Source organism: Glaciecola punicea (genome assembly GCF_001756615.1).
Taxonomy (GTDB): Bacteria; Pseudomonadota; Gammaproteobacteria; order Enterobacterales; family Alteromonadaceae; genus Glaciecola; species Glaciecola punicea.
In genome coordinates, this window is record NZ_LZXY01000010.1 from 1 (window position 1) to 21,657 (window position 21,657).

Here is a 21,657-nt window from a genome sequence, read left to right on the forward strand (position 1 = left end):
AGACAGATTGAGTAGTGAATTCATCCTAAGTATAGAAAGCATATCAGCTATTCCAAATTGTCCCTTTTTGTCTGGCGACAATAGCGATACGGTCCCACCTGATCCCATCTCGAACTCAGCAGTGAAACGTATTAGCGGCGATGGTAGTGTGGGGTTTCCCCATGTGAGAGTAGCACATCGCCAGACTCCTATTCGTCTTGAGAAAGACACAAAAAGCCCGTTGCTTGGTTGCAACGGGCTTTTTTTGTGCCTGTGAGAAAGAGACAATGTAGAAAGATACCATGTAGCAACATCAACCTTGGTCAAAAACACGCCGCTTAAATTTGATGAGGCTATGGAAGCAAAAAAGGGATCAAGGATGTCGCACCGTCCCCGCTGTTAAGCCTACCAACGGTCGCGCAGTATTTTCAGTGACAAGGGCGGACACTAAAAATCTGCACTTAATATCCCGTCAACTCAATAAATCCCTCACCTCTATGACTACCCTCAATCCTAACCATTCCCTCATAATAGGGAATAGAAGCATCATTGTATTGATCATCTTTAATAGAAGTAATGGTAATGTCAATACTTTTACTAGGGATCGATAGGCGCCATTTCAACGGAAACTCTTTCTCACGAACAATAGTAGTATTAACAGGCCTCAAATCCAAATCGCTAGGTAATAAGGTGGTCTGCTTACCAGCAGCATCCATATACGAGCCTGTAATATAATCTTTTTGATCATTTAAACGCATTCTAAAAGCCATAACCTTCTCACCGCTATCTAGATGTAAAGAAACCCAGTCCCAACCTAAGGTATTGTCATCTAAGAGTTGCGACGTCCATTCTTGATCAAACCAAGCCTGTCCACTGACCTCCACCTCTTTTTGAGGCGCTCCTTGAGTACTTATTACAAGCTTTCCGGCTATATCTATAAATGGCGCACTATAATAATGAGATGCATGGCCAGCGTTGGATTTAATGCTATAGCCATTATCTCCGTGCAGAACAAATGGCCCTGTCTGCTGCAGATTTAACGATGCGGTAATTGTCGAATTTTGCTTTGATTTACCCACTGCAGAAAAATTGAGTGCAGCAGGCAATAAACCACTAGTGTTAATAGTATTAACCCAAGACCAATCATCAATAGCTAAGGTAAAAGGGAACGAAGATACCTCAGCATTGCCTACTCCACCACGGGCAAATTTTTCGGAAAACCAATGATCTTGCAAAGAATGAACAGACGCATGCGCCATAAACATTTGATCGTTATGCCAAGTAGAAATCTCACTTGCCTCATTATTTACCGGCGCACTTGGATTACGAAACCTAAACAAAGTCCACTGCACGCCATAGGGATTGCCTTCAATATCCCTCAAGTTAGCAGTTAAATACCACCATTCAATATCAAATAGTGCATGTGAACCATGATCTTGCGGCAAATTAATAACATAATCTGGATCAGCAACTTGTCCTATTTGACCATCAGCGCTATAAACGTTACGCCCAAAAATCGAAGAAGTGGCCTCATCAACTAAGGGCTTATAAGTGAAAAGCGCGATTAATATTAATATTATTAGCGCACAGGCAAATAACAGCCATGTTGTTCGTGTTAATTTAACCATCGAATATCCTCAATAAGCGGCCGTTTGCCTGCACGTATAATAGGAATACAAATAACTACTATCACCACTGCTAAACTCAAGGCATAAATGAACGCAATTTTGAAAAAGTTAATTTGCAGTGGGTAAGTCCACTGAAAAGCGGTGAGGTTGATGTCATAAATTAACACCCAGCTAAGCAGTATCCCAAAGGGTGTGGCAAAAATAAGGGCTATTAAACAAAGTAGCAAATATTGAAACAAGGCGAGGACCTGTGTCTTAAAAGCGGACACGCCTAAGCTTCTAATTAACATATTTTGTGGTCTTACATCATTCATTAATACAACAATAGCGCATGCCAATGACAATGCAGCCACTAGCAAAGTAACGATATTTAGACCATCGGTTATCACAAAAGTACGGTCGAAGGTCTCTTTGGATATTGCTAATAATTCTGCACTGTTTAATAAAGAACGCTCATAGTCAATATTCGCCCCAGCCAAGACAATTTTAAAACGCTCTAGACCGAGTTCATCTGTGTTAATAGAGTAAATTGAGCTTTTAGCTATAGCACTATCAAACGAGGACAGTGGAAATAAAACCTGCTTGCTAGGATTTCCAAAGTCATAAAAAATCCCCCGTATAGAATACGATTGCATAAGTCCCGTTGCGGGATTAGCCATACTAACGGCATCACCAAGACTATAATCAAATGCGAAAGCGAACTGCTGATTAACCAATATCGCCTCTTGTGCTTCAAACTGTTGCCATAAAGCATCTTCATTTCCTAACTGATAAAAAACCATCGCCTGCTTAAATTGCTGAGTCGTTGGGTAACTATACTGCTGTAGTTTTTGCCCCCTAAAGCTAATTGTATTTTCAAAGCGTTGATAAATTTCTACATCAGCAGTATTAGCCAGCGCTACGATGTTCTCTTTGCCCTCGTAATACAAATAATAATCGGTAGTCAGGCGCGATTCTAGCCAGTTTACTGTTGCCCCTCTAAAACTGTCGACCATTAAATTCATACCAATATTACTAGTGGCGGCAATAAAGAATGCGCAGCAAGCTACTTTCGTTTTTCCTGACAAGGCAATGCTTTGTTTTGTGCTTAATCTTAATAAAACAAAACGCGTGGGAATTAGCCGGTATAGGCCATTTATCACCTGCGGATAGTTGGCCAGCAATAAGCTACATCCTGAAAGTATCAATACCGCCGTGGCGACTAGTAGTAACCATAAGGTGGACGAGAAATGCAAGATTGAAAAGGCTAATAATGCAAAACCTACGCTCAAAAGCCAAAAGGTGCGATACCACATTCTTTCATTTTGTTTGAAATTATCACTGCTTTTTGTGGTGCTAAGTGACTTGTTGCTGATACTAAAAGGAGCAAGCGTTGCCAATAAACTTCCGCATAGGCTAATGCCAAATACTTTTACAAAGAGAACCACTAAAGCGCTGCTTCCATAACCCACTTGTACACCATAAAGACCTTCAAGAGTCGCTTGAATTGATGGAGCAACTAGGTTAGATAAATGAATGCTAGCATAAATGCCTAGGCAACAAGCGATAAATGTAATGAGCGAAATTTCTACTATTTGGCTTATGAATATTTTATATCGCGATATGCCCAATTGACGACAAATTTTAAACCATGGCATGCGCGCATTTATCACTAAATTAACTGCATTAATGACGATAAATAGGCACACAACAAACATCAACAGCGCCATAGCAAGTAAGTTCATATGGAAACTATCGGTTAACTCTCCTTGTTCATTATTGTTGCTTAACGGCATCAGCGTTAAATGAGCAGGCAAATAGCCTTTAATCATATTAACTAATTGTTCAAGCGACTCGCCTGATGCATCACTTACCAGCAGTAAACTGCTTAGTTTACTAGCTGGGAACAGTCTGAAGTATTCACCAATATCGGTAATTACATCATTGCCTAAGCTTGGATCTTCAAAGGATACCAAGTCAGGCAAGAATGTAGTAGCTGCACCTTGCTGACTATTATCGCTACTTTGTCTATCTATATAAATAGACAGCTTGTTTGTGCCGCCAACCTGCCTACTGCTTCTTGCATCATCATTTAGCTGCTTTAGTAAACTAGGATGAACAATACCCACAGGTGCAGAGAAAGGCATTGCACCAAGAAATGGGGTTGATTGATTTACTGTAGAGTTCGCGTTATTTGAATTTTGCGCAGAATTATCATTTAACGCCCCCAATAAAGACACGGTATCTATACCTGTAATCATCACGCGCCTTGAGCTCAGCCTAATATCGTCTTGATAAATATGCGCAGAAGACTGTGCAATGGCAATCAGTTGACTAAAACCTTGCCGGCGAAGTGTCACATAATCTTGCTTGGTTAGCGGTGTTTTAGGGTTTTCTGCCAGTACCTGATACTGCACGTTATCAATTAATAAGGTGTTGGTATTGGAATAACTTTGCTTAGCGCTGGCATTAATAATAAGCACGGTTGACAAACCACAGCTTGCAATGATCAACGATGCTATCAGCATAAGCACACTAAACTTTGTGGCTTTGTAGCTTTGCATGAGTAAAGTAAAAAATAAGAAGTGCGTTTTCACAGTATCGTTAACCACTTGTTGAGACCAAACGGCCTTGTTCTAAAAAGACCTGCTGGGAAGTCAGCGCTGCTACTTTTTCACTGTGAGTGACTAAGATTAAGGTGGTGTTGTGCTTGCTGCAGGTATCTATCAATAAGCTGCTGACTAATTCAGAATTGACGCTGTCAAGATTGCCCGTAGGCTCGTCAGCGAGCAGTAACCTTGGCTTGTGCGCGAGTGCTCTAGCAATTGCAACGCGCTGCTGCTCACCTCCTGAAAGCTGATGCGGCAGTTTGTCGGCGTGTTTTAATACACCCAAGTCGGCCATTAATTTTGTAATGTAGTCTGTATCTAAAGGTACGCCTTTTTGGGCATTGAGTTTTGCTGGCAAAAAAATGTTTTCTTTGACTGAAATTACATCAATTAAATTATATTTTTGAAAGACAATGCCTATAGTAGACATTCGATAAGCGTTGGCTTGGGCTTCTGAAAATGACGCGATGTCTAGCTTGCTGGCTTGTATGGTGCTATCGCTAAACCAAATACGCCCTTCGTCGGGTGTATCAAGCGCCGCGAGTAAATGCAATAAGGTTGATTTTCCAGAGCCTGATGCGCCTCTTATACTCACGCTTACACCACTTTCAATTGAAAAGGAAAGTTGGCTCAGGATATGCTGCTGTACTGTTCCATCTAGGTAAGATTTTGAGATAGCGTCTATTGTTAACATGACTCATTGCCGCCTTTTAGTTAAAAGCCATGCTAAATATAAGCCGCTTACAAATCCGAACAAATGCGACTCCCACGATATGTAAGGCTGGTTTGGCAACACTCCCCACACCATTGTGCCGTAAAAAATGGCAACCAACACTGAAATAAGGATTAGCACGAGTTTCTTACTCAAAAACCCCGCCAGTAATAGAAATCCAAAGTATCCGTAAATTACGCCGCTTGCACCAAGATGAAAGGCATTCCTGCCGAATAGCCATACCAATAGTCCAGTGCCAATAACGAGACCAAGCGATAGCGTGACAAATTTGCGTTCGCCAAACTGCAGTACTAAAAAGACAAATACACACAAGGTCGCTATGTTTGATAAGAAATGTTGTAGGGTTGCATGTAGAAGGGGCGCCGTAAATATAAAAGGCAGTGAATAAAGCGCGCGCGGTACTATGCTAAATTGATTTAGCAGTCGGCCTGTGAAAATGTTGATTACTTCTATTATCAGCAGCGCTACAAAAATGTAGCCCACAATAAGAAGGCGTTTTTTTAATAAGGACTTTGACTGTGGCATTGAGTAAAAAGGCATGCGGTGAGTGAACGTAGACACACTTTACCTCATTGGGCATAGCATCGTCATCTCATTTGCCTAACCAAGCACGATAAGCCATTAATAAACGTGCGTCTGTGTAAACCTAGTGATAAGTTAATCAAATAAATTCTGTTGGATAGAAAATAAACCTTGTAGATGATTAACTACATGGCTTATAAGTAGTATCTGCTTAGCTGAGGTATTTAGAGGCTTGTGTGGTATTTCACATAAAATCACAAGAGATTATCTTGATTCTAGCGTGATGGAAGTGAAAATAATGAGGCGGGTGTTCAATGTCTATTCTTAGCCTACAAAACAAAATCGCGGGCTTTTTAAACTGTAAGCTTGATTGCAATTCGGGCCACTTGAGTGTGGATGGCGATGCGCAAAAATTAGAGCCTATGGTGCATCAATTTTTGTCATTGCTGATTCAGCATCAGGGCGAGTTAGTCAGCAAAAAAATAGTAATAAAAACACTCTGGCCGGACAAAGAACCTAGTGATGACACTTTACGTGCAATGGTCAAAAAAGCGCGCAAAGCACTTAAAGATAATGCACGTAAACCTCGCTATATTAAGACTGTGCCTACCAAAGGATATTTGTTCATTCCACCTGTTAACTTGGTTTCTCCAGGACCTAAGTTCTGGTGGCAACTACACGCTAAACTGGTCGGTTCAATAGTGGTACTGGTAACTTCAATGTTATTGCTACTGCTTTGGTATACCTTAATTTATTCAGGTGCTAGTGACATAGGTAAAGCACCCATTATAAAAAAGACTGAATTAAGCGTGCTGAAAAACAATGACGTGAGCACTCACTATATTAATAAGGTTGTAAATAACGTTTGGGTTGAAAGCGCCGATACTCATGATGCAAGCCAGATTATAATTGAAAATATTGAGCAAAAATCTCAGCAGAAAATAGTTTTCCCTGCGCCACTGCAGCGTAAGTTTTGGTATTCACAGGGTAGCCAGCGACTGTTAGTGCAGCGCATAGACAAGCAAAGTTTCTATGCCATTACGTTTATGGCGCAAGACAATGAACCCGTTATTAATGAATACAAAACAAGCTTGCCAAGCGATAGTGAAATACTGGCACTGGATTTTACAGGCAATATGCTATTTGTTGCGCTTAATGCATTAAATCAAATCGGTATGTTTGATTTAGAGAATAGCGTATTAATTGCGCCCGCTTTGCTGCCACCCGCGCTGTTAAATATTTCTCAGCAAATGGAACAATTGTTAGAGCAAGATGAAAACGCCATACCAGACTTGTCGGTGCAAATTTGGCCGTCGCCTGTGTCTAGTGCTTTTATAGTAAATTTAAGCAGTGAAGCTCATAGCTCTCTTATTTATTATAAATCATCCCTTGATGAAGTAGCGTCAAGCGAGCTTACTCTTCCTAATGGCCTGAAAAGCGGGGTGTGGAATACCCGAGGCGATCGCTTTAGTTTTACCGACAATAACGCTGGGCTTATTGCTTTTCAGGCAGAGGAGGGACGACTTACAACCTTCAATACCAACGGTGAGCTAATTAATCAAGTCGTGGCTGACTGCGGTCCTAATTGCTTTGTGATTTCAAACACCCAAGGTATGCCTAAACTTAATGAGATTACCTTTACTTTTGATGCACTGCACAATGAGACAGGCTTTAATCTAAATGTTTTTGCTAGTGAGCAGAATGCGCAAGTAATAAGGACTAACTTAATGGTAAGAAACGAATCATTACCGCAGTATACGCAGCGCGGATTATATTTTGTGAGTCAGCATAACGACAGCGCCAGTATTTTATTTAGAGACAACAAAAACATTGAAAGTACACTTTATACATTCGCTGAACAGGCAAGTGTAGAGGAACTAACAATTGATGCTGATGACAGTCTAATTGCTGGCATTGTAAACGAGCGTCTTTTTGTACTGGACTTGAACACCCTGAAAATGCAGTATATTTTGCTTAAGTTTCCAAAGCTTAGCCACATAGCCTTTAGCCAAGCACTAAGCAGTGATGCCAATAATGCTAATAATGAGTCAAATAGCACGAATATTGTTTTTTATGCGCAAAGTAATGTGTTTGGGGAAGCCACTAATGCACGCCAGCCAAACGGACTTTATCAGTATAATATCAACACGCAGCAAATTAGCCTGCTAAAAGAAAACGTTAAGGCGCAAGTATTGTTGGCCTTAGTGGATGAGACTAGTCAGGGTGCAACTCGCAACCAAGGACTGTTCACCTTGTATGATAACGATGTTGCAAGCGTCAATTTTCAAAGCAATAAGCCTGCGATTAAGGTGAATATGCTTGATTGCATTAGCTGTTGGCGGATCAAAGGCAATTATTTATATCAGTTACAGCCAAATAAAAACACGAAAGCATCGGCACAAATAGTGCAGACCAGTTTGCTAACAGGCCAGCAGCGAAAGCAATCACTGTTGTTTAATGACGTGGAGAACCACTTCAGCCTGCATCCTTCATCCCATCAAATGGTGCTGACGTCACGCCAACAGCTGCAAACGCAATTGACTAAAATTGAGGGCTTATCACAAATATATTAATCTAAGCGCTATCTGAATTCACGGGCGCTCACATCGAGCTTTTGTAAAAGGGGCGTTAAATCGACCAGTTTACCGGCAATAATATGTTCAACACCGCCGTTGCCGCGTTCTAAAATACCTTTCACTTGGAGTATTTTGGCGTTTAAGTAAGCTTTCTTTTGCGCGCGTGCGCTGCGCTGCCAAATGACTACATTGGTATTGCCAGTATGGTCTTCTAAAGTAATAAAGGTAACGCCTGCTGCAGTGCCAGGACTTTGCCTGCAGGCTACCACGCCAATCACGCAAATATATGACTGATGGGCTACAAGTGCGATTTCTTTAGCATGCGTAAATTTAGGTAATAAACCCGCATTGCTTAGCATTTCAACGGGATGGTGCTTAACCGATAAGCCTGTACTTGCATAATCTTCTACTAGGTCATCGAAAAGAGTAGGCTGACGTATAGCAACAGGCCTATTAGGTGTTTGAACTGTGCTTGAACCTTTATGTATTGCCTGATTAAACAAAGGCAGATCGGGAATATCATTCATAAGCTCCCATCGGCTGTTAAACCTGTCTTGCCCAAAGCAAGCAAATGCGTTGGCACTGGCTAGCGCCTGTAAACACGGCTTTGGTATTTTTAAACAGCGAATATCTTGAATACTGGTAAATAGTTTCGCTTGTCGAGCGCGCTGTAGTGTGTCAATTGAAGATGATTTAAGTCCTTTAACTAGCCTTAGTCCCAAACGGATGCCGTAAGTACTACTAGCAGCTTGTTTTTTAGTCGCAGACGCGCGCGATGTAATTGTGTTATGAATACTGATGAGCGTGTGATCGTAGTTAGATTGATTAACACACACCGGCAGTATTGCAATGTGGTGGCGTTTCGCATCTTGAATAAGCTGGGAAGCAGTATAAAAACCCATAGGCAAACTGTTTAATAAGCCTACATAAAACACTGCGGGATAATAATGTTTAAGCCAAGCAGACACATATGCAAGTACCGCAAAAGACGCCGAATGAGATTCTGGAAAACCGTACTCGCCAAAGCCACATATTTGCTCAAATAAGCGCTCGGCGTAGGCTTGACAATAATGCCGTTTAGTCATACCGCTGATGAGTGTTTGCCTGAATTTGTTTAACTCGCCGTTTTTTTTCCAACTTGTTATTGCACGACGTAGTTGATCGGCTTCGCCACCGCTAAAGCCCGCGGCAACCATGGCAAGCTGAATCACTTGTTCTTGAAAAATAGGCACACCCATGGTGCGCTCTAATACGTTTTTTACTTCTTGAGAGGGATAGTCTATTGCCTCTAATCCGTCGCGGCGCTTTAAATACGGATGCACCATGTCACCCTGAATGGGCCCAGGCCGAACTATCGCAATTTGCACCACTAAGTCATAGTAACATTTTGGTTTCAAGCGCGGCAGCATAGACATTTGTGCGCGTGACTCTATCTGGAAAAGCCCCACGGTATCGGCGCTTCTTATTTGTTTATACACCTGTGGATCGTCGCCTAATGCGGTAATAAAAGCGATACTACAGTCTTGCTTATATTCGTCTTTAAGCATGTCGAAACATTTTCGAATGGCGCTTAACATCCCTAAGGCAAGCACGTCGACCTTGAGTAATTTAAGGGTTTCAAGATCGTCTTTATCCCATTGAATCACTGTTCGCTGCGCCATGGCGGCATTTTCAACGGGCACTAATTCGTATAAAGGCCCCTGTGAAATAACAAAGCCGCCGACATGCTGTGATAAATGCCGGGGAAACCCAATGAGTTGTTCCACCAGGTGCACAAATTTATTGCCCAATGACGAGTCGGGATCTATGCCTAACTCTCCAAGCTGTGACTGCCAGCTAATTGCTTTGTCGCGCCGGTTTACATTTTTGATGAAAAAATCTAGATCGGTCGTGTTTACGCCCAACACTTTGCCTACTTCACGAAGCGCACTTTTAAAGCGATAACATACCACGGTAGCGGCAATTGCGGTGCGTTCACGGCCATACTTGTTATAAATATACTGGATGATTTCTTCGCGACGTTCATGTTCAAAGTCAACGTCTATATCGGGCGGTTCGTTGCGTTCCTTTGAAATAAACCGCTCAAACAAAACGTTTATTTGACGGGGATCTACCGCTGTTATTTCTAAGCAGTAGCACACCACAGAATTTGCTGCTGATCCGCGTCCTTGGTATAGAATATTTTGGCTTTTGGCAAACATAACAATGTCATGAATGGTTAAAAAGAAATGCTCATAGCGCTGTGATTTTATAAGCAGTAGCTCTTTTTCTATAATGTCTCGAATATTGTGAGAAACGCCATGAGCAAACCTGTTTTTGATACCTTGTTCAACCAGCAAGCGTAAATATTGGGTAGGAGTCATGCCTTTTGCGACCACTTCACTTGGATATTTATAAGACAGGTCGCTCATATCAAAAGTGCAGGCACTCGCTAATAAACAGGCATTGTTTAACCACTGCACAGGATACAAAGATTTAAGTTTATTGATAGAGCGCAGGCTTGCCTCGCCGTTAGCTTGGGCGTGCCTGCCAAGCTCGTTAATACAACAGCCCATACTAATGGCTTGTAAACAATGCTGTATTTCAAGGCGAGAAGCGTCGTGCATAAGTGCATTTGAGCTTGCAATAATGTCTAATTCAAAGGTCTCGCTAAGATCTTGGCAGTGAGCAAGGTAGTCAAGCTCGTTTGCGCCTAACCAACGCTTTACCACTAAGAAAAGTCGTTCTTGAAAATGCTTGCATAGCCAGCTTGCAAAACCGTGGTTTGGCTTGGATAAAGCGCCATCACTGCTAGGCTTTGCGCTTTTCGTATGAGCAGGCAGCGCAGGTATCCATAAACAAAAGCAGTGCTTTATAGACGTTAAGTCCCATCTAGATAGCGCATATTGGCCTTTTTCAGCACGCCTGCGGGCATTGGTAATGACACGGCAGCATTCTTTATAAGCGTCATGGGTAGGGCAAATGAGCACAAGCTCTTGCTCCTCAAACACAAATTTACTGCCGACTATTAGCTTAATCGGCAGGTGGTTGTTTTTGATTTCAGCATATGCACGCACCACGCCAGCCATGGAGCATTCATCGGTAATTGCAATAGCTTGATAACCTAAGAAGTAAGCTTGACGCACTAGCTCTTCAGGATGCGAGGCACCTTTTAAAAAAGAAAAATTAGATTGGCAAACCAATTCTGCAAAGCCCAATAAGGACGCATTATCGGTAGGCGAGCCGTTAAATGAAATAGCCATGTAAAAACCATTCCTGCGTAGGTGTCTTAAATATCCATACCTGTTGACCGTCTTCGCTTTGGCCTATGTAATAATCCCTATTGATAGGGCGGTCGTCCCACCAGCCCGTTTGTATCCGCTCAGGCCCTTTTATAACCTGCACTTTTAAGCGTAAAGGCTCAGGCGTAGGCAACAGCAGGCCTGGCCTATCAGCAAATATGCTTGTAGAAGAATAATCGTTCTTATATTTTTGTGCGCTGTTTTGTGCGTTTTTGTGACGATTTCCAGAATCAATCGCGCAGGTCTCGGTGTTATGCTCTGGCCTAAAGTCGCCCACAAAATGAAGGTGATTAACGCCCTTACTGCCTAATTTACTTTGCAGGCGCGAGAGTAAAGTAAGCGACGCCAAATGTGTCGATTTTTGCGCAAACATGTCGTCGTTTGCCACTTCCGCTATTTCATACTGCTTGCAGCTCAACGATAGCGCGTACACCGGTGACTCAAATTTGACCGACTCAAGCCCCAGGCCAATTATATCGAGCCAGTCTTGGCTTTTGTATATGGGCCTAATACTGGCAAAAGTATGCGTTTGTGGCGCGTGATCGCGCTGGAAAAACTGCATGTCGATAGATAAACAATGCGCGTTTCGTAAGCGTAAAAACTCGCTTAGCTTGTCAATGCATAAACCTATTACGGGCAGTAATTTTGCCGTAAGACTTATTTCGTAAAGCAGCTCCATATAGTCATAGTAGCGTGTTTTAGGCTGGTAGAAGCTAACGCGCGCGGCTTGTTTCCCCTGCAGCTCATTTATAATACTCATGCTAAAACGTGATACGCGGTTGGCTAATTCAGCTACCGCAAGGGCGCGCATATCGGCGTATGTTTTTACCCCAATACGCGCGAGTTTTGTAAGATCTTTGGGGTCAATATCGCTGTGGCTTAACGCGCACACATCAAGCTGGGTGGCAATACATTTACGATCATCGCTTATTATCGCCCTATTATTTAGCGCAAGTACCTTTGCGCCTTGCACTGAGTAACTTGCTGCCGCAGTAAATTGCACTTGCTGAGCAATAAGCACTTGTTTAATAATTTGCCAATATTGGCCTAAGCCCCCATATAAGCTCAGCATGTTTTGCACTCTTAAAATAATCGCTTTAGGCGGCGCTAACACAATGTCAGACGTGACTAAGTACAAATTATCGGCAATATTGACAATATGCTTACTTTCTATGTTTTCACTGTATTCATGCAGTTGAAGACTGCTGCAGCTTAAACTGGCACTTGCTAAGCCCATATTCACATTTAAACCTTGTTCAAGCGCTTTTTTATTGAGTTGACATAGAGTATTTGTGCGCGCATCTACTATGGCTCTTGGGGCATCATTCGCTTTATTTGAGGTGTCCATTTGGGAATTTCGCTTGCTCTGCGGTAAAGCCTGGGCATGCGAAGATTTAGCCACATTGAAAGACTTAAGCTGCGCAGCCTCAATTAAATCGAGCTGTAGCCTAGGAAAATGCAGGTAAATCCATAGTGAGCGAGTGTCAAACTGCATACTTTAGCTACTGGCTTGAATAGGCACAACTTTATCGCTGCCGTGCACATCATATTTACGCTGCTTAATCGAATTATGTGTGCGACAAGCAAAAGGTAAGGCTATATTAACGGCCTTTTGCGCCCAGCCTATTTTTTGTTTATTAACGGTAATACTTAAATTGTCGGCCCGCCTAGTAATACTTAAGGATAGACTGAGCGGTAAATTGCTCAAATGAGCGCTGTTATTTCCCTCGTTTTGGGCTTTTGAGCTTGCCGCTTGTGAAGCATTGTGCAGCCAAACACAGTAAGCGCCTCCTTTTTGCGCGGCATGTTCAAGCTTACGCACTTGAATGTGGCTAAGTTTTTGCTGCCATATAAACACAGCGCAGCAAGCACCGCTTTTAGCAGACTGTTCAGCGCTCCATAGCGCGTCATCTATCCTATTCGTTCTTACAACCACCAGTTGCGCCAGTGAAATGTTTTGCGCCAGCAAAAACTCGGCGTTCAGGCTAAATGGCGGATCAATAAACATATATATTTTATGCGGGCCATTTTCGCTGTGCTGGCGCTGTAAAATAGACAGCATGAAGCGTATTTCACCGCAGCCTAGTGCACTTTGTAGGTGGATCATACCTGCAGGGGGAAACCCACTTGATAGCACATTATCAAGGCTTTCATAGCCTGTGCCTAGCCTGTTAGGGCTAGCTTGATGCTTAGCATTTGCGGCTGTCCATATCCATTGCTTATTTTGTAAATCATGCAAAATAGGATTCATAATTAGCTTAATTTATACTGTATGGATATACAGTATAAATACAATTAAAATAGACGCAAGCGCGAAATGTACCCCTTGCTGATGTGGCTGTTTAATTGTTTGTTTTGGAATGGGTTTTTGTGGAAGCCTGAGCGTAATGAGACATAATGGTGGCCGTCGTTCACGGCTGAAGGTGACATGTGTTTAGTAGAGTCATTAATAAGCTACTAAGAACAGGCAGAATAAGTCATTGCCAAGGTGGTCACTAAGCTTGAGCAATGCGTGTATTTTCTGTGATAAAGAGAACAGTCAAGCGGCTGCATAAAATGACCCAAGTACAAGCTAAAAAAGAAATGAGCCCTGTCGGCTTAACGTGGGTACGTACCCACGACTATTTACCGCAGCAGCACGTCATGGCGTTCACCAAAGAGTAAGAAAAACTGTTACCTTATTCGATAGTATTAGCCCAAAGGAATTTGATTATCATTTAACATTGCCACGCCTTCCTGCAGGCTAAATGCTATACGATAGTTTTCGCCCTCACGTGTCACCATACCTTGCTGCACCAGTCCTTCTAATGTGCCTTGTACCTGCTGGCTTATTATAGCGGCTTGTTCCTGTTCACTTAAGGCGGCAAAGTTGGGATTCATCGATAACTGCCTAGCCATCATGGTGGCCGCAATAAATTCAGCCGCGTTTTTTTCTATTAGCATGGCGCTAGTGACGACGGCATTTTGCATCCAAAAGGCAGTGTCTTCTAATGATCTAGGCAGTTGGGTAAGCTCAGCTATGGAGACTAGAATGTTACCGCTAAATTCACTGTCGTTTATCTTACCGCTAATGTTACTGAAATTATATTCCGGTTTTGCTGTTAGTTGGTCTAGTAAATAAGTGCTGATAAACGTGTCCAAATCAATTTGTACCTGCTCTGGGTTTGAAATATTTTCTATCATTTTGTTTGAGAAATCTTGGTAGGCGAGCAAAAATTTAGCTTGGATATTATTAATTTCAATCACGCTTAACAAATCGCTAAGCTGTATTTTCGTCGCATCAATTTGTGCCACTTTGCTGGTGATTGTTATGCCGCCTAAGTCACTGCTTTTGTCGTAGCGGGTAAGACCTTCTAATTCAGTATCAGTAACGCGCACCTGTGTGCCTTTACTTAAATCGTCAAAGATCATGGCACTGGCTGATATACGCGAATTTGAATCGTATAAGCCTTGAGACATCATAGTGGCAATAGATTCACCCGACTCAATGCTCAGCGCTAGGCCTTGAATGTCAAAATTTAAGATGTTTTCTACATTCATACTTAAGCCTCGCGATACGGCGTTGTACATTACTTTGCTATTTGACAGTTCGCCCTTACCTTGCAAACCGGTAAAGTTGACCTTGCCTTGGGTCTCAGGATCGATGTAGGTCAGCGCCGCTATCGCGTCTTGATAGGTGGTGGTGCCAAATATGCCGGTTAAACCCTCAAACTTATACAGATTCTCAGCATTTGATAATACTAAGCCTGCTGGCAGCTCGCTTGATTGTGTTTGCACAACACTGCGCAGCCAGCCAATCGCAAATCCGTCGTTTATAATGAAAGGACCGTGACTGCCTGTTACTTCTATATTGACTGAAAAAACGGGTGGTGATTGGCCAGTCATACCAGACATATCAGGTATATCCATACCCACGGTGACTAGTGCTTGCGTGTTAAACCAGCCGCTTTGAATACTGATCACCGAGGCTGTATAAGCCGGGTTTTTATTCACCGCGTTCACCGCGTTTTGAATACCATTTGCAAGCTGTACGCTCACAATTTTAGGTCCAATAAGTACTGTGGCAAGCACAAGTACTACTACGAATATAAGGACTTTTTTCATGAGTATTCCTTGTTTAACTTAAATGATATAGGTGTCGCAATACAGCTTTGGCCTGCATCACGCAGCGCGTATAGTACCCAAGTCGATACACAAACAAAAGCGCTGCTTATATCTCACTATAACGCAGCGCCTTAAGCGCAAGTTTTTGCGTCTTCTCTTGCGCCCTTTATTGCGATATTTCTTGCGACACTATAAAGGCCTCAATTTTTTCTTCGAGTATAAAAAGAGGGATAGAACCGTTCGCTAACACAGCGTCGTGAAAAGCGCGCAGGTCAAAAGCATCACCTAGTCTAGACTCTGCTTTTGCGCGTAGCTCTTTAATTTTAATTTCACCAATTTTGTATGAAAGGGCTTGCCCAGGCCAAGAAATATAGCGGTCAATTTCGGTGCGTACATTATGTTCAGATAAGGCGGTATTTTCAAACATATAGTCTAATGCGCGCTCCCGGCTCCAGCCAAATACATGCATACCGGTGTCGACCACAAGGCGAGCTGCACGCCACATTTCGTAGCTTAGGCGGCCAAAGTCATCGTATGGGTCTTCATACATACCAACTTCTAAGCCTAAAAACTCTGCATATAAGCCCCAGCCTTCTCCAAACGCTGAAATATAGGTTGAGCGGCGGACTTCTGGTAGTTCAATCATTTCTGCTGCTAGTGAGATTTGCAAATGATGGCCCGGCACCGCTTCGTGTAAAGTAAGCGCGGGAATGGCGTAAAGTGGGCGTTTGTTAAGCGCATAAGTATTCACCCAATAATAACCAGGCTGGTCGTCGCGTCTTGGTGAAATATAACGGCCGGTGGTGTATTTAGGCGCAATTTCGTCAGGAACAGGGGCAACCCCATAGGGTGTACGAGGCAGTTTATAAAATAATTTCGGTAGCTTTGCATCCATCTTTTTTGCCACATAAGACGCATATATAATAAGGTCTTTGGGTGTTTTTGCATAAAACTGCTCATCAGTCCGTAAAAACGCAATAAACTCGTTTATATCACCCGAGAATTCGCCTTTTGCAATTAAGCTATCGACTATGCTTTGCATGTCGGCGCGAATACGTGCCACTTCTGCAAGACCAATGTCGTGAATTTCTTGCGCGTTTAACGAGGTGGTTGTGTAGTGCAGTATGCGATTGTTATAAAACTCCATGCCCATGGGCCACGTATTAACCGCTATGTCGGTTTTGGCATTAGGTACATATTCTTGTGTAAAAAAGGTGTAGAAATCTTTATATACATCATTTGCTTGCATAACTAAGCTCGCAAGTGTGGCTTTATCCGTGGCTGACATCACACCTTCTTTAGCGTTAGCAATTGGCTTATAAAACGGATGCTGTTCGATGTTAGCAGCACTAAGGCCCTCAATAATATAGGCGCTAATAGTGTCTTCGTAGCCTTTAAGCACTACTTGGGGCTGAGTGTGGCCTAGGCTAATGCCTTCTTTCATATACATAATATTATGCGCAAATTGCTCGGGCAGCTCTTGCAGCATTCGTTTATAAACGAGTACATCGCTTGCGTTATTAATACGCGTACCGCCCACTGATGAGCCTAAGCTACTATGAAAACCAAATTCTGACGTGATAGGCACTCTGTATTCTTTAAATTCAAACTGAGCAATGGTGTTGTCAAGTCGATACATTTGCATTAACAGCGTAATACGCTCGCTTTTATTTAATGTATTTTCATCTATTTTTGCAAGTGCTTCACGAAAACTCACAAAGCGAAGGTGTCTGGCCTGTAGGGCAGGTAGGCTAATATCGGTAAATTGTCTGGTTAACTCAAGGGCCTTTTTTCCCTTCGACTTTGCTAGGCTTGGGTATTGGCTAAGCTCATATTGCCAGATTTCGTCAATCAGCTTGGTAAATGCTGCTGACTGAGGCGCTATTTGGTTTGAAGAAAGGCTAAGCGCTGGACTTGTCGAGGCAGTAGATGACACATTTTGCTGTGCACATCCCATCAGCGCTAAGGTAAAGGCGGTAAAGGTGAGTGTTAAAGGAAAGGTTTTGAACATGCTTTTCTCCATGGTAATTAACTGACGCTAGGCTGAGCGGCTGCTTCTTTGTTACATCAATCGCGATTTCGTAGCATTATTTTCTGGGGGTGTAAATCGGACTGTGAATAGATATGACTTTGCCTGTCTTATCTGTAAAAGGTCGAATTTTGGCGCTGCCTTTTTCTTTTACTTGATCTATTCTAAGCACATTATGCATCGGAATAAAGGTTCGGTCTACGCCGAGAAACTCATCTTTTAGCCTCTCGTGGCTTGGATCTACTACTAATCCGGTGCGGGTGTCCCACACAAAATCGGCTATTTCGATGAAGCCAAAAATAGAGCTGCTCATTAACTCCTTTACATATAGCTCGTAGCGTTCGCCGCCACTGATAAACTCTACTCTATAGAGCGTGCTTTGCTTATTCATGATAGGTTTGTACTTCTGGGTAAAAGAAAGTATTAATAGCATTAATTAGGCGAGTTCAGCAAATAAAGTTTCAGGCACAATTACGTCTCAAGCACTTTGCAGCGAGGACTTTCTTGCTCATGCTCTTTTAGAAGGGCGTGACACTGGTTCATGAGGCCATGAAATGCGCAGACTAGTGCATCGGCACTGTTAGTATTTTGCAGATGTAATTGCCTTTGGCGTGAGCCACAGCACAATGAGTGAAAAAGTAGCGGCAGCGGCGGGCAATGCCGGCACAACATTAAATAGAAACCCTAAAAATACCCTTCGCGTTTTTTCTTTTCCATTGAGCCAGTTTGATCTTTGTCTAAAAGACGCCCCTCTCGTTCACTCGTTTTACTCAAGATCATCTCTGTGACAATTTCTTCTCGCGTGATGGCCTTACTTAATACGGCACCGGTTTGCGGATAACAACCCAAAGTTCTAAAGCGTATCCAGCGCTTTTGTAAACTGTCTTTTTCTTTTGCACTTAAGTGGGGCAGCATTCTATCGTCGTCTAAGCCAAGAATTTGCCCGCTGTCTCCATCTATCCAACTCATGCGTTCTTGCGCGAAATAAAGGGGCACTATGTCAATTTGCTCCTGCAGTATGTATAGCCAAATGTCTAATTCAGTCCAATTAGACAATGGAAACACACGTATCGATTCTCCCTGGTCTACTTTAGTATTGTACAAAGACCATAATTCAGGGCGCTGTTGTTTGGGGTCCCACTGATGGTCTGCGTTTCGAACGGAAAACACACGCTCTTTCGCACGCGACTTTTCTTCATCGCGACGTGCGCCGCCTAGCGCGGCATCAAACTTATATTTGTCAACCGCTTGCTTTAGCGCAATGGTTTTCATATGGTCATTGTATTTGACCGAACCTGAGGTAATTGGGTGAACCCCTAAATCGAGCGCTTCTTGATTAATATGCACAATAACATCTACGCCAAGCTTTTTTTTCAGCTTATCGCGAAAAGCGCCCATTTCGTGAAATTCCCATGTGGTGTCTATATGCAGAAGAGGAAATGGCACTTTGCTAGGGGCAAATGCTTTGCGGGCTAAATGCAGCATTACCGTGGAATCTTTACCAATAGAATAGAACATGCACGGGTTTTCAAAGCTAGCGGCTACTTCGCGCATTATATGGATTGCTTCTGCTTCTAAGAGTTGAAGATGGTTCATGTGATCCCTTTACCGGTAAGTTATAAAAACATAAGGCAATAATATAAGTAAATAAAGTCTTTAGTAAGTCGTTATTTTCACCATTGTTGTTCCGCTTTCCCAGACAAAGTATTTTTACCCGTTTTTTTCTTATGTAACGCCCAATATATCGCACTAAATAACAAAGAACTTTCAATTGCTCAGTCTACCGCGCTACAGCTACGAGCGACTAGTTCGGAAATTAAATACTGCACCACCGGTTCGCGCCAAGGCACTCATAAGGTGGCAGCATCCTGAGTTAGGTTTTATGATGCTGAATGACTTTATCCTCAAGATTGGCCAATGGGTAATTCAGGGGTCGTGCGCAGTACTAGCTAGGTTTGACAAACTGCACAGCACAAAGCTAGCACTAGCCCTTAACCTATTTACAAAACAAATTGAAAATGATCAACTGTTTGACCAAGTTAAAACGGCTATTGCGCTTAATAATATTGACACCGTCAGTTTTGGTATAAATAATACTTCGCCCATTCTTAAATACTCACAGGGACTAAAAAGCGATGTCTATTATCACTTTAGCGCTAGACTGGACACCCAACATCAATCATATTGGATTTTTTATTGCCCAAGCCAAAGGCTATTATTCTGAACATGATTTACAGGTAACTATTACCGATCCCCGTGAAGATAACTATGCAATAACGCCGGCTAAAAAAGTAGAATTGGGGCTAGCCGATTTTGCGCTGTGCCCAACTGAAAGCGTGATTAGCTATCGCACCAAGTTAGTGCCCTTTAACCTCAAAGCTGTAGCGGCAATTTTACAGCAAGATTTAAGCGCCATTGTGGTGAAAACAAGCAGTAATATTGTGACTCCCAAAGATTTAGACCATACCTTATATGCCTCATACGAAGCCAAGTATGAAGACGAAATTGTGCGTCAAATGATCCGTAACGACGGTGGGCAAGGTGATATTAAGATCAGCTACCCTGACAAACTAGAAATTTGGGAGCACCTGCTCGATAACCGCGCAGATTCCACATGGATCTTTTTGAATTGGGAAGGAGTGTCGATAAATAACAGCAAGTACGATATGCGCTATTTTAAACTGGAAGATTACAACATTCCTTACAGTTACTCGCCCGTTCTGGTTGCCGATGAAGCCCTCATTACAACAAAAAAAGATGCGTATCGGCAGTTTCTGCATGCTACCGAGCAAGGTTTTTTGTTTGCCTGCAAGCATCCTGAGGAAGCGGTCGATATTTTTGCTCAATTTGTGCCAAAACAAGATGCCAACATTGATCTAAAAAAAGCCTTAACGGCGTCATCTAGTGCATTTACCGAAAAAGGCCGGTGGGGCCTTATGGATGAAAAAAAGGTAAGTGCTTTTTTAGATTGGCTTAGGTTAAGAAGCTTAGAAATAGCGCCATTTACTGCGGCCGACATCTGCACAAACGAACTGCTGAACGTTTTTGACACAAAGTCTATCCACTGAGGGGTGAACAATATCATGGCTAAGAAAGGTAAAAGAGTCTTAATGGCGAGTTTGAATGCGCTTCTTCCAATTTCCTTCATGCTCGCGTTCACACGCTTGTTCAGTGTCAAACAGCACATGTTTTTTCGGATTTTGCAGCAAAATGCCGGCGTTCAATAAGGCCTTGTGAATGCACCTAATAATAGTTAGGTCGTGGGCTGAATCTTTAGCTTTGTGCAGTGATGCGTCATCATCAAAAATGCATCGTATCAGTAAGCTCTTAGGAAAATTCGAGTATTCGGCGGTATGAGTTAGCCATTCGAAACCGCTTACCTCTAGCTTTGCTTGCTCGCAGGCTACAGTGAGCGCTCGCACTAAGTTACTTTCCAATTTCTTAACTGTCTTATTCATATTGCCTGCCTTTGAGATGTAAGGAGACGGTGCTCATTTCGCTGGTTGATGTGCTAAGTGAAGGGTTCAAGACTAATAGATATTAAGTAGACCTGCTCCCATTAGTTTTAGCCTAGATAGTGCTCACGAATATGGGCCCAGTGCTCGGTAAATTGTGCTGTAGGGCGGCGTTGGAATTGGCTGCGTACGTATTGGTTAATTTTGCCGTCAACGAAGCAAATTAGCATGTTAGCCAGCAGGGCTTCATCTACTATGGCTTCTTTACCTTCGCGCAGTTTGCGTTCTCGTAGTATTTGCTTAATTTGTATTTCTAGACGGTCAAAGAGCTGCGCGATGCGTTCGCGTAAGCGTTCTTGTTCGCCCATAAGCGCATCACCGTTTAGGATGCGTGTTATGCCGGGATTTTTTTCTGCAAAGCCCAAAATAAGATGTAGTACCAGTTGGCAGCGGTTAGCGGCATCTTTTTCATCCGCCATAATTTTATTGATGCGTGAAAAAAGCGTTTCTTCAATAAAGTCAATCAAACCCTCAAACATACGCGCTTTGCTGGGGAAGTGCCGATATAAAGCGGCCTCTGACACGCCTACAGTAGCGGCTAGCTTAGCCGTGGTGATGCGTTGACCGTGGTGGGTCTCTAACATTCCCGCCAGCGCCTCCAGAATTTGCGCTTTGCGATTAGTTTTTTTGGGTGCTGGCATGATAAAAGTCTTCTTCTTATGTGCGTCACGGCGAGCTTTTACGCAAACCTTAAACAGTGGT

General features: G+C 42.8%; 15 protein-coding genes and 1 rRNA gene. 3 read left to right on the top strand and 13 right to left on the bottom strand.

Going from position 1 to position 21,657, the window contains the following annotated elements; genetic code table 11:
• Positions 1–70: 70 nt before the first annotated feature.
• A 5S ribosomal RNA gene (gene rrf / locus BAE46_RS11450) occupies positions 71–186 on the top strand.
• A 254-nt stretch (positions 187–440) separates the two neighbouring features.
• On the opposite strand, the gene BAE46_RS11455 is transcribed toward rrf, so the two are convergent.
• From BAE46_RS11455 to BAE46_RS11470, 4 genes are all read right to left on the bottom strand, one after another.
• Positions 441–1,607 carry a lipocalin-like domain-containing protein gene (locus tag BAE46_RS11455; RefSeq protein WP_070112896.1) on the bottom strand — a complete coding sequence of 389 codons (1,167 nt, stop codon included), beginning with the start codon at positions 1,605–1,607 and terminating at the stop codon, positions 441–443.
• Complete coding sequence (locus tag BAE46_RS11460) at positions 1,595–4,114, bottom strand: FtsX-like permease family protein (protein ID WP_141567268.1); 2,520 nt, start codon at positions 4,112–4,114, stop codon at positions 1,595–1,597. The genes BAE46_RS11455 and BAE46_RS11460 overlap by 13 nt, the downstream gene beginning before the upstream one ends.
• A gap of 76 nt (positions 4,115–4,190) precedes the next feature.
• Positions 4,191–4,889 (bottom strand): ABC transporter ATP-binding protein, encoded by a 699-nt coding sequence (locus tag BAE46_RS11465; RefSeq protein WP_006005933.1) that lies wholly within the window; start codon positions 4,887–4,889, stop codon positions 4,191–4,193.
• Positions 4,890–4,892: 3 nt separating this feature from the next.
• Complete coding sequence (locus BAE46_RS11470; RefSeq protein ID WP_244885013.1) at positions 4,893–5,489, bottom strand: rhomboid family intramembrane serine protease; 597 nt, start codon at positions 5,487–5,489, stop codon at positions 4,893–4,895.
• Positions 5,490–5,764: 275 nt separating this feature from the next.
• Between BAE46_RS11470 and BAE46_RS11475 the strand changes: the two genes are divergently transcribed.
• Positions 5,765–8,023, top strand: coding sequence for a winged helix-turn-helix domain-containing protein (locus BAE46_RS11475; protein WP_070112898.1), 2,259 nt, complete (start codon positions 5,765–5,767; stop codon positions 8,021–8,023).
• Positions 8,024–8,031: 8 nt separating this feature from the next.
• Here the strand turns inward: BAE46_RS11475 and BAE46_RS11480 are convergent, their stop codons facing one another.
• The 7 genes from BAE46_RS11480 to cysD all read right to left on the bottom strand — a co-directional run bounded on the left by BAE46_RS11480 (position 8,032) and on the right by cysD (position 19,036).
• Positions 8,032–11,268 (bottom strand): error-prone DNA polymerase, encoded by a 3,237-nt coding sequence (locus tag BAE46_RS11480; RefSeq protein WP_006005938.1) that lies wholly within the window; start codon positions 11,266–11,268, stop codon positions 8,032–8,034.
• Positions 11,252–12,802: a Y-family DNA polymerase gene (locus BAE46_RS11485; RefSeq protein ID WP_006005940.1), complete on the bottom strand. Its 1,551-nt coding sequence runs from the start codon at positions 12,800–12,802 to the stop codon at positions 11,252–11,254. Before BAE46_RS11485 ends, BAE46_RS11480 begins: the two co-directional genes overlap by 17 nt.
• 3 nt (positions 12,803–12,805) lie before the next feature.
• Positions 12,806–13,558, bottom strand: coding sequence for a hypothetical protein (locus tag BAE46_RS11490; protein WP_006005941.1), 753 nt, complete (start codon positions 13,556–13,558; stop codon positions 12,806–12,808).
• A gap of 440 nt (positions 13,559–13,998) precedes the next feature.
• Positions 13,999–15,411 (bottom strand): DUF945 family protein, encoded by a 1,413-nt coding sequence (locus tag BAE46_RS11495; protein ID WP_006005945.1) that lies wholly within the window; start codon positions 15,409–15,411, stop codon positions 13,999–14,001.
• 166 nt (positions 15,412–15,577) lie between these two features.
• A complete protein-coding gene (locus tag BAE46_RS11500) occupies positions 15,578–17,422 on the bottom strand; it encodes a DUF885 domain-containing protein (protein ID WP_006005949.1) in 1,845 nt (614 codons plus the stop codon).
• A 76-nt stretch (positions 17,423–17,498) separates the two neighbouring features.
• Positions 17,499–17,831 (bottom strand): DUF1820 family protein, encoded by a 333-nt coding sequence (locus tag BAE46_RS11505; RefSeq protein WP_006005951.1) that lies wholly within the window; start codon positions 17,829–17,831, stop codon positions 17,499–17,501.
• 293 nt (positions 17,832–18,124) lie between these two features.
• Complete coding sequence (cysD, locus tag BAE46_RS11510) at positions 18,125–19,036, bottom strand: sulfate adenylyltransferase subunit CysD (protein ID WP_006005953.1); 912 nt, start codon at positions 19,034–19,036, stop codon at positions 18,125–18,127.
• Between the two features lie 539 nt (positions 19,037–19,575).
• On the opposite strand from cysD, the gene BAE46_RS11515 reads away from it, so the two are divergent.
• The gene (locus tag BAE46_RS11515) at positions 19,576–20,508 is read left to right on the top strand and encodes an ABC transporter substrate-binding protein (RefSeq protein WP_006005954.1); all 933 of its coding nucleotides are present in this window, start codon (positions 19,576–19,578) and stop codon (positions 20,506–20,508) included.
• Between the two features lie 39 nt (positions 20,509–20,547).
• Here the strand turns inward: BAE46_RS11515 and BAE46_RS11520 are convergent, their stop codons facing one another.
• Both BAE46_RS11520 and slmA read right to left on the bottom strand, forming a co-directional pair.
• Positions 20,548–20,898 (bottom strand): hypothetical protein, encoded by a 351-nt coding sequence (locus BAE46_RS11520; protein ID WP_006005956.1) that lies wholly within the window; start codon positions 20,896–20,898, stop codon positions 20,548–20,550.
• A 107-nt stretch (positions 20,899–21,005) separates the two neighbouring features.
• Positions 21,006–21,596 (bottom strand): nucleoid occlusion factor SlmA, encoded by a 591-nt coding sequence (gene slmA, locus BAE46_RS11525; protein ID WP_006005957.1) that lies wholly within the window; start codon positions 21,594–21,596, stop codon positions 21,006–21,008.
• Positions 21,597–21,657 lie beyond the last annotated feature (61 nt).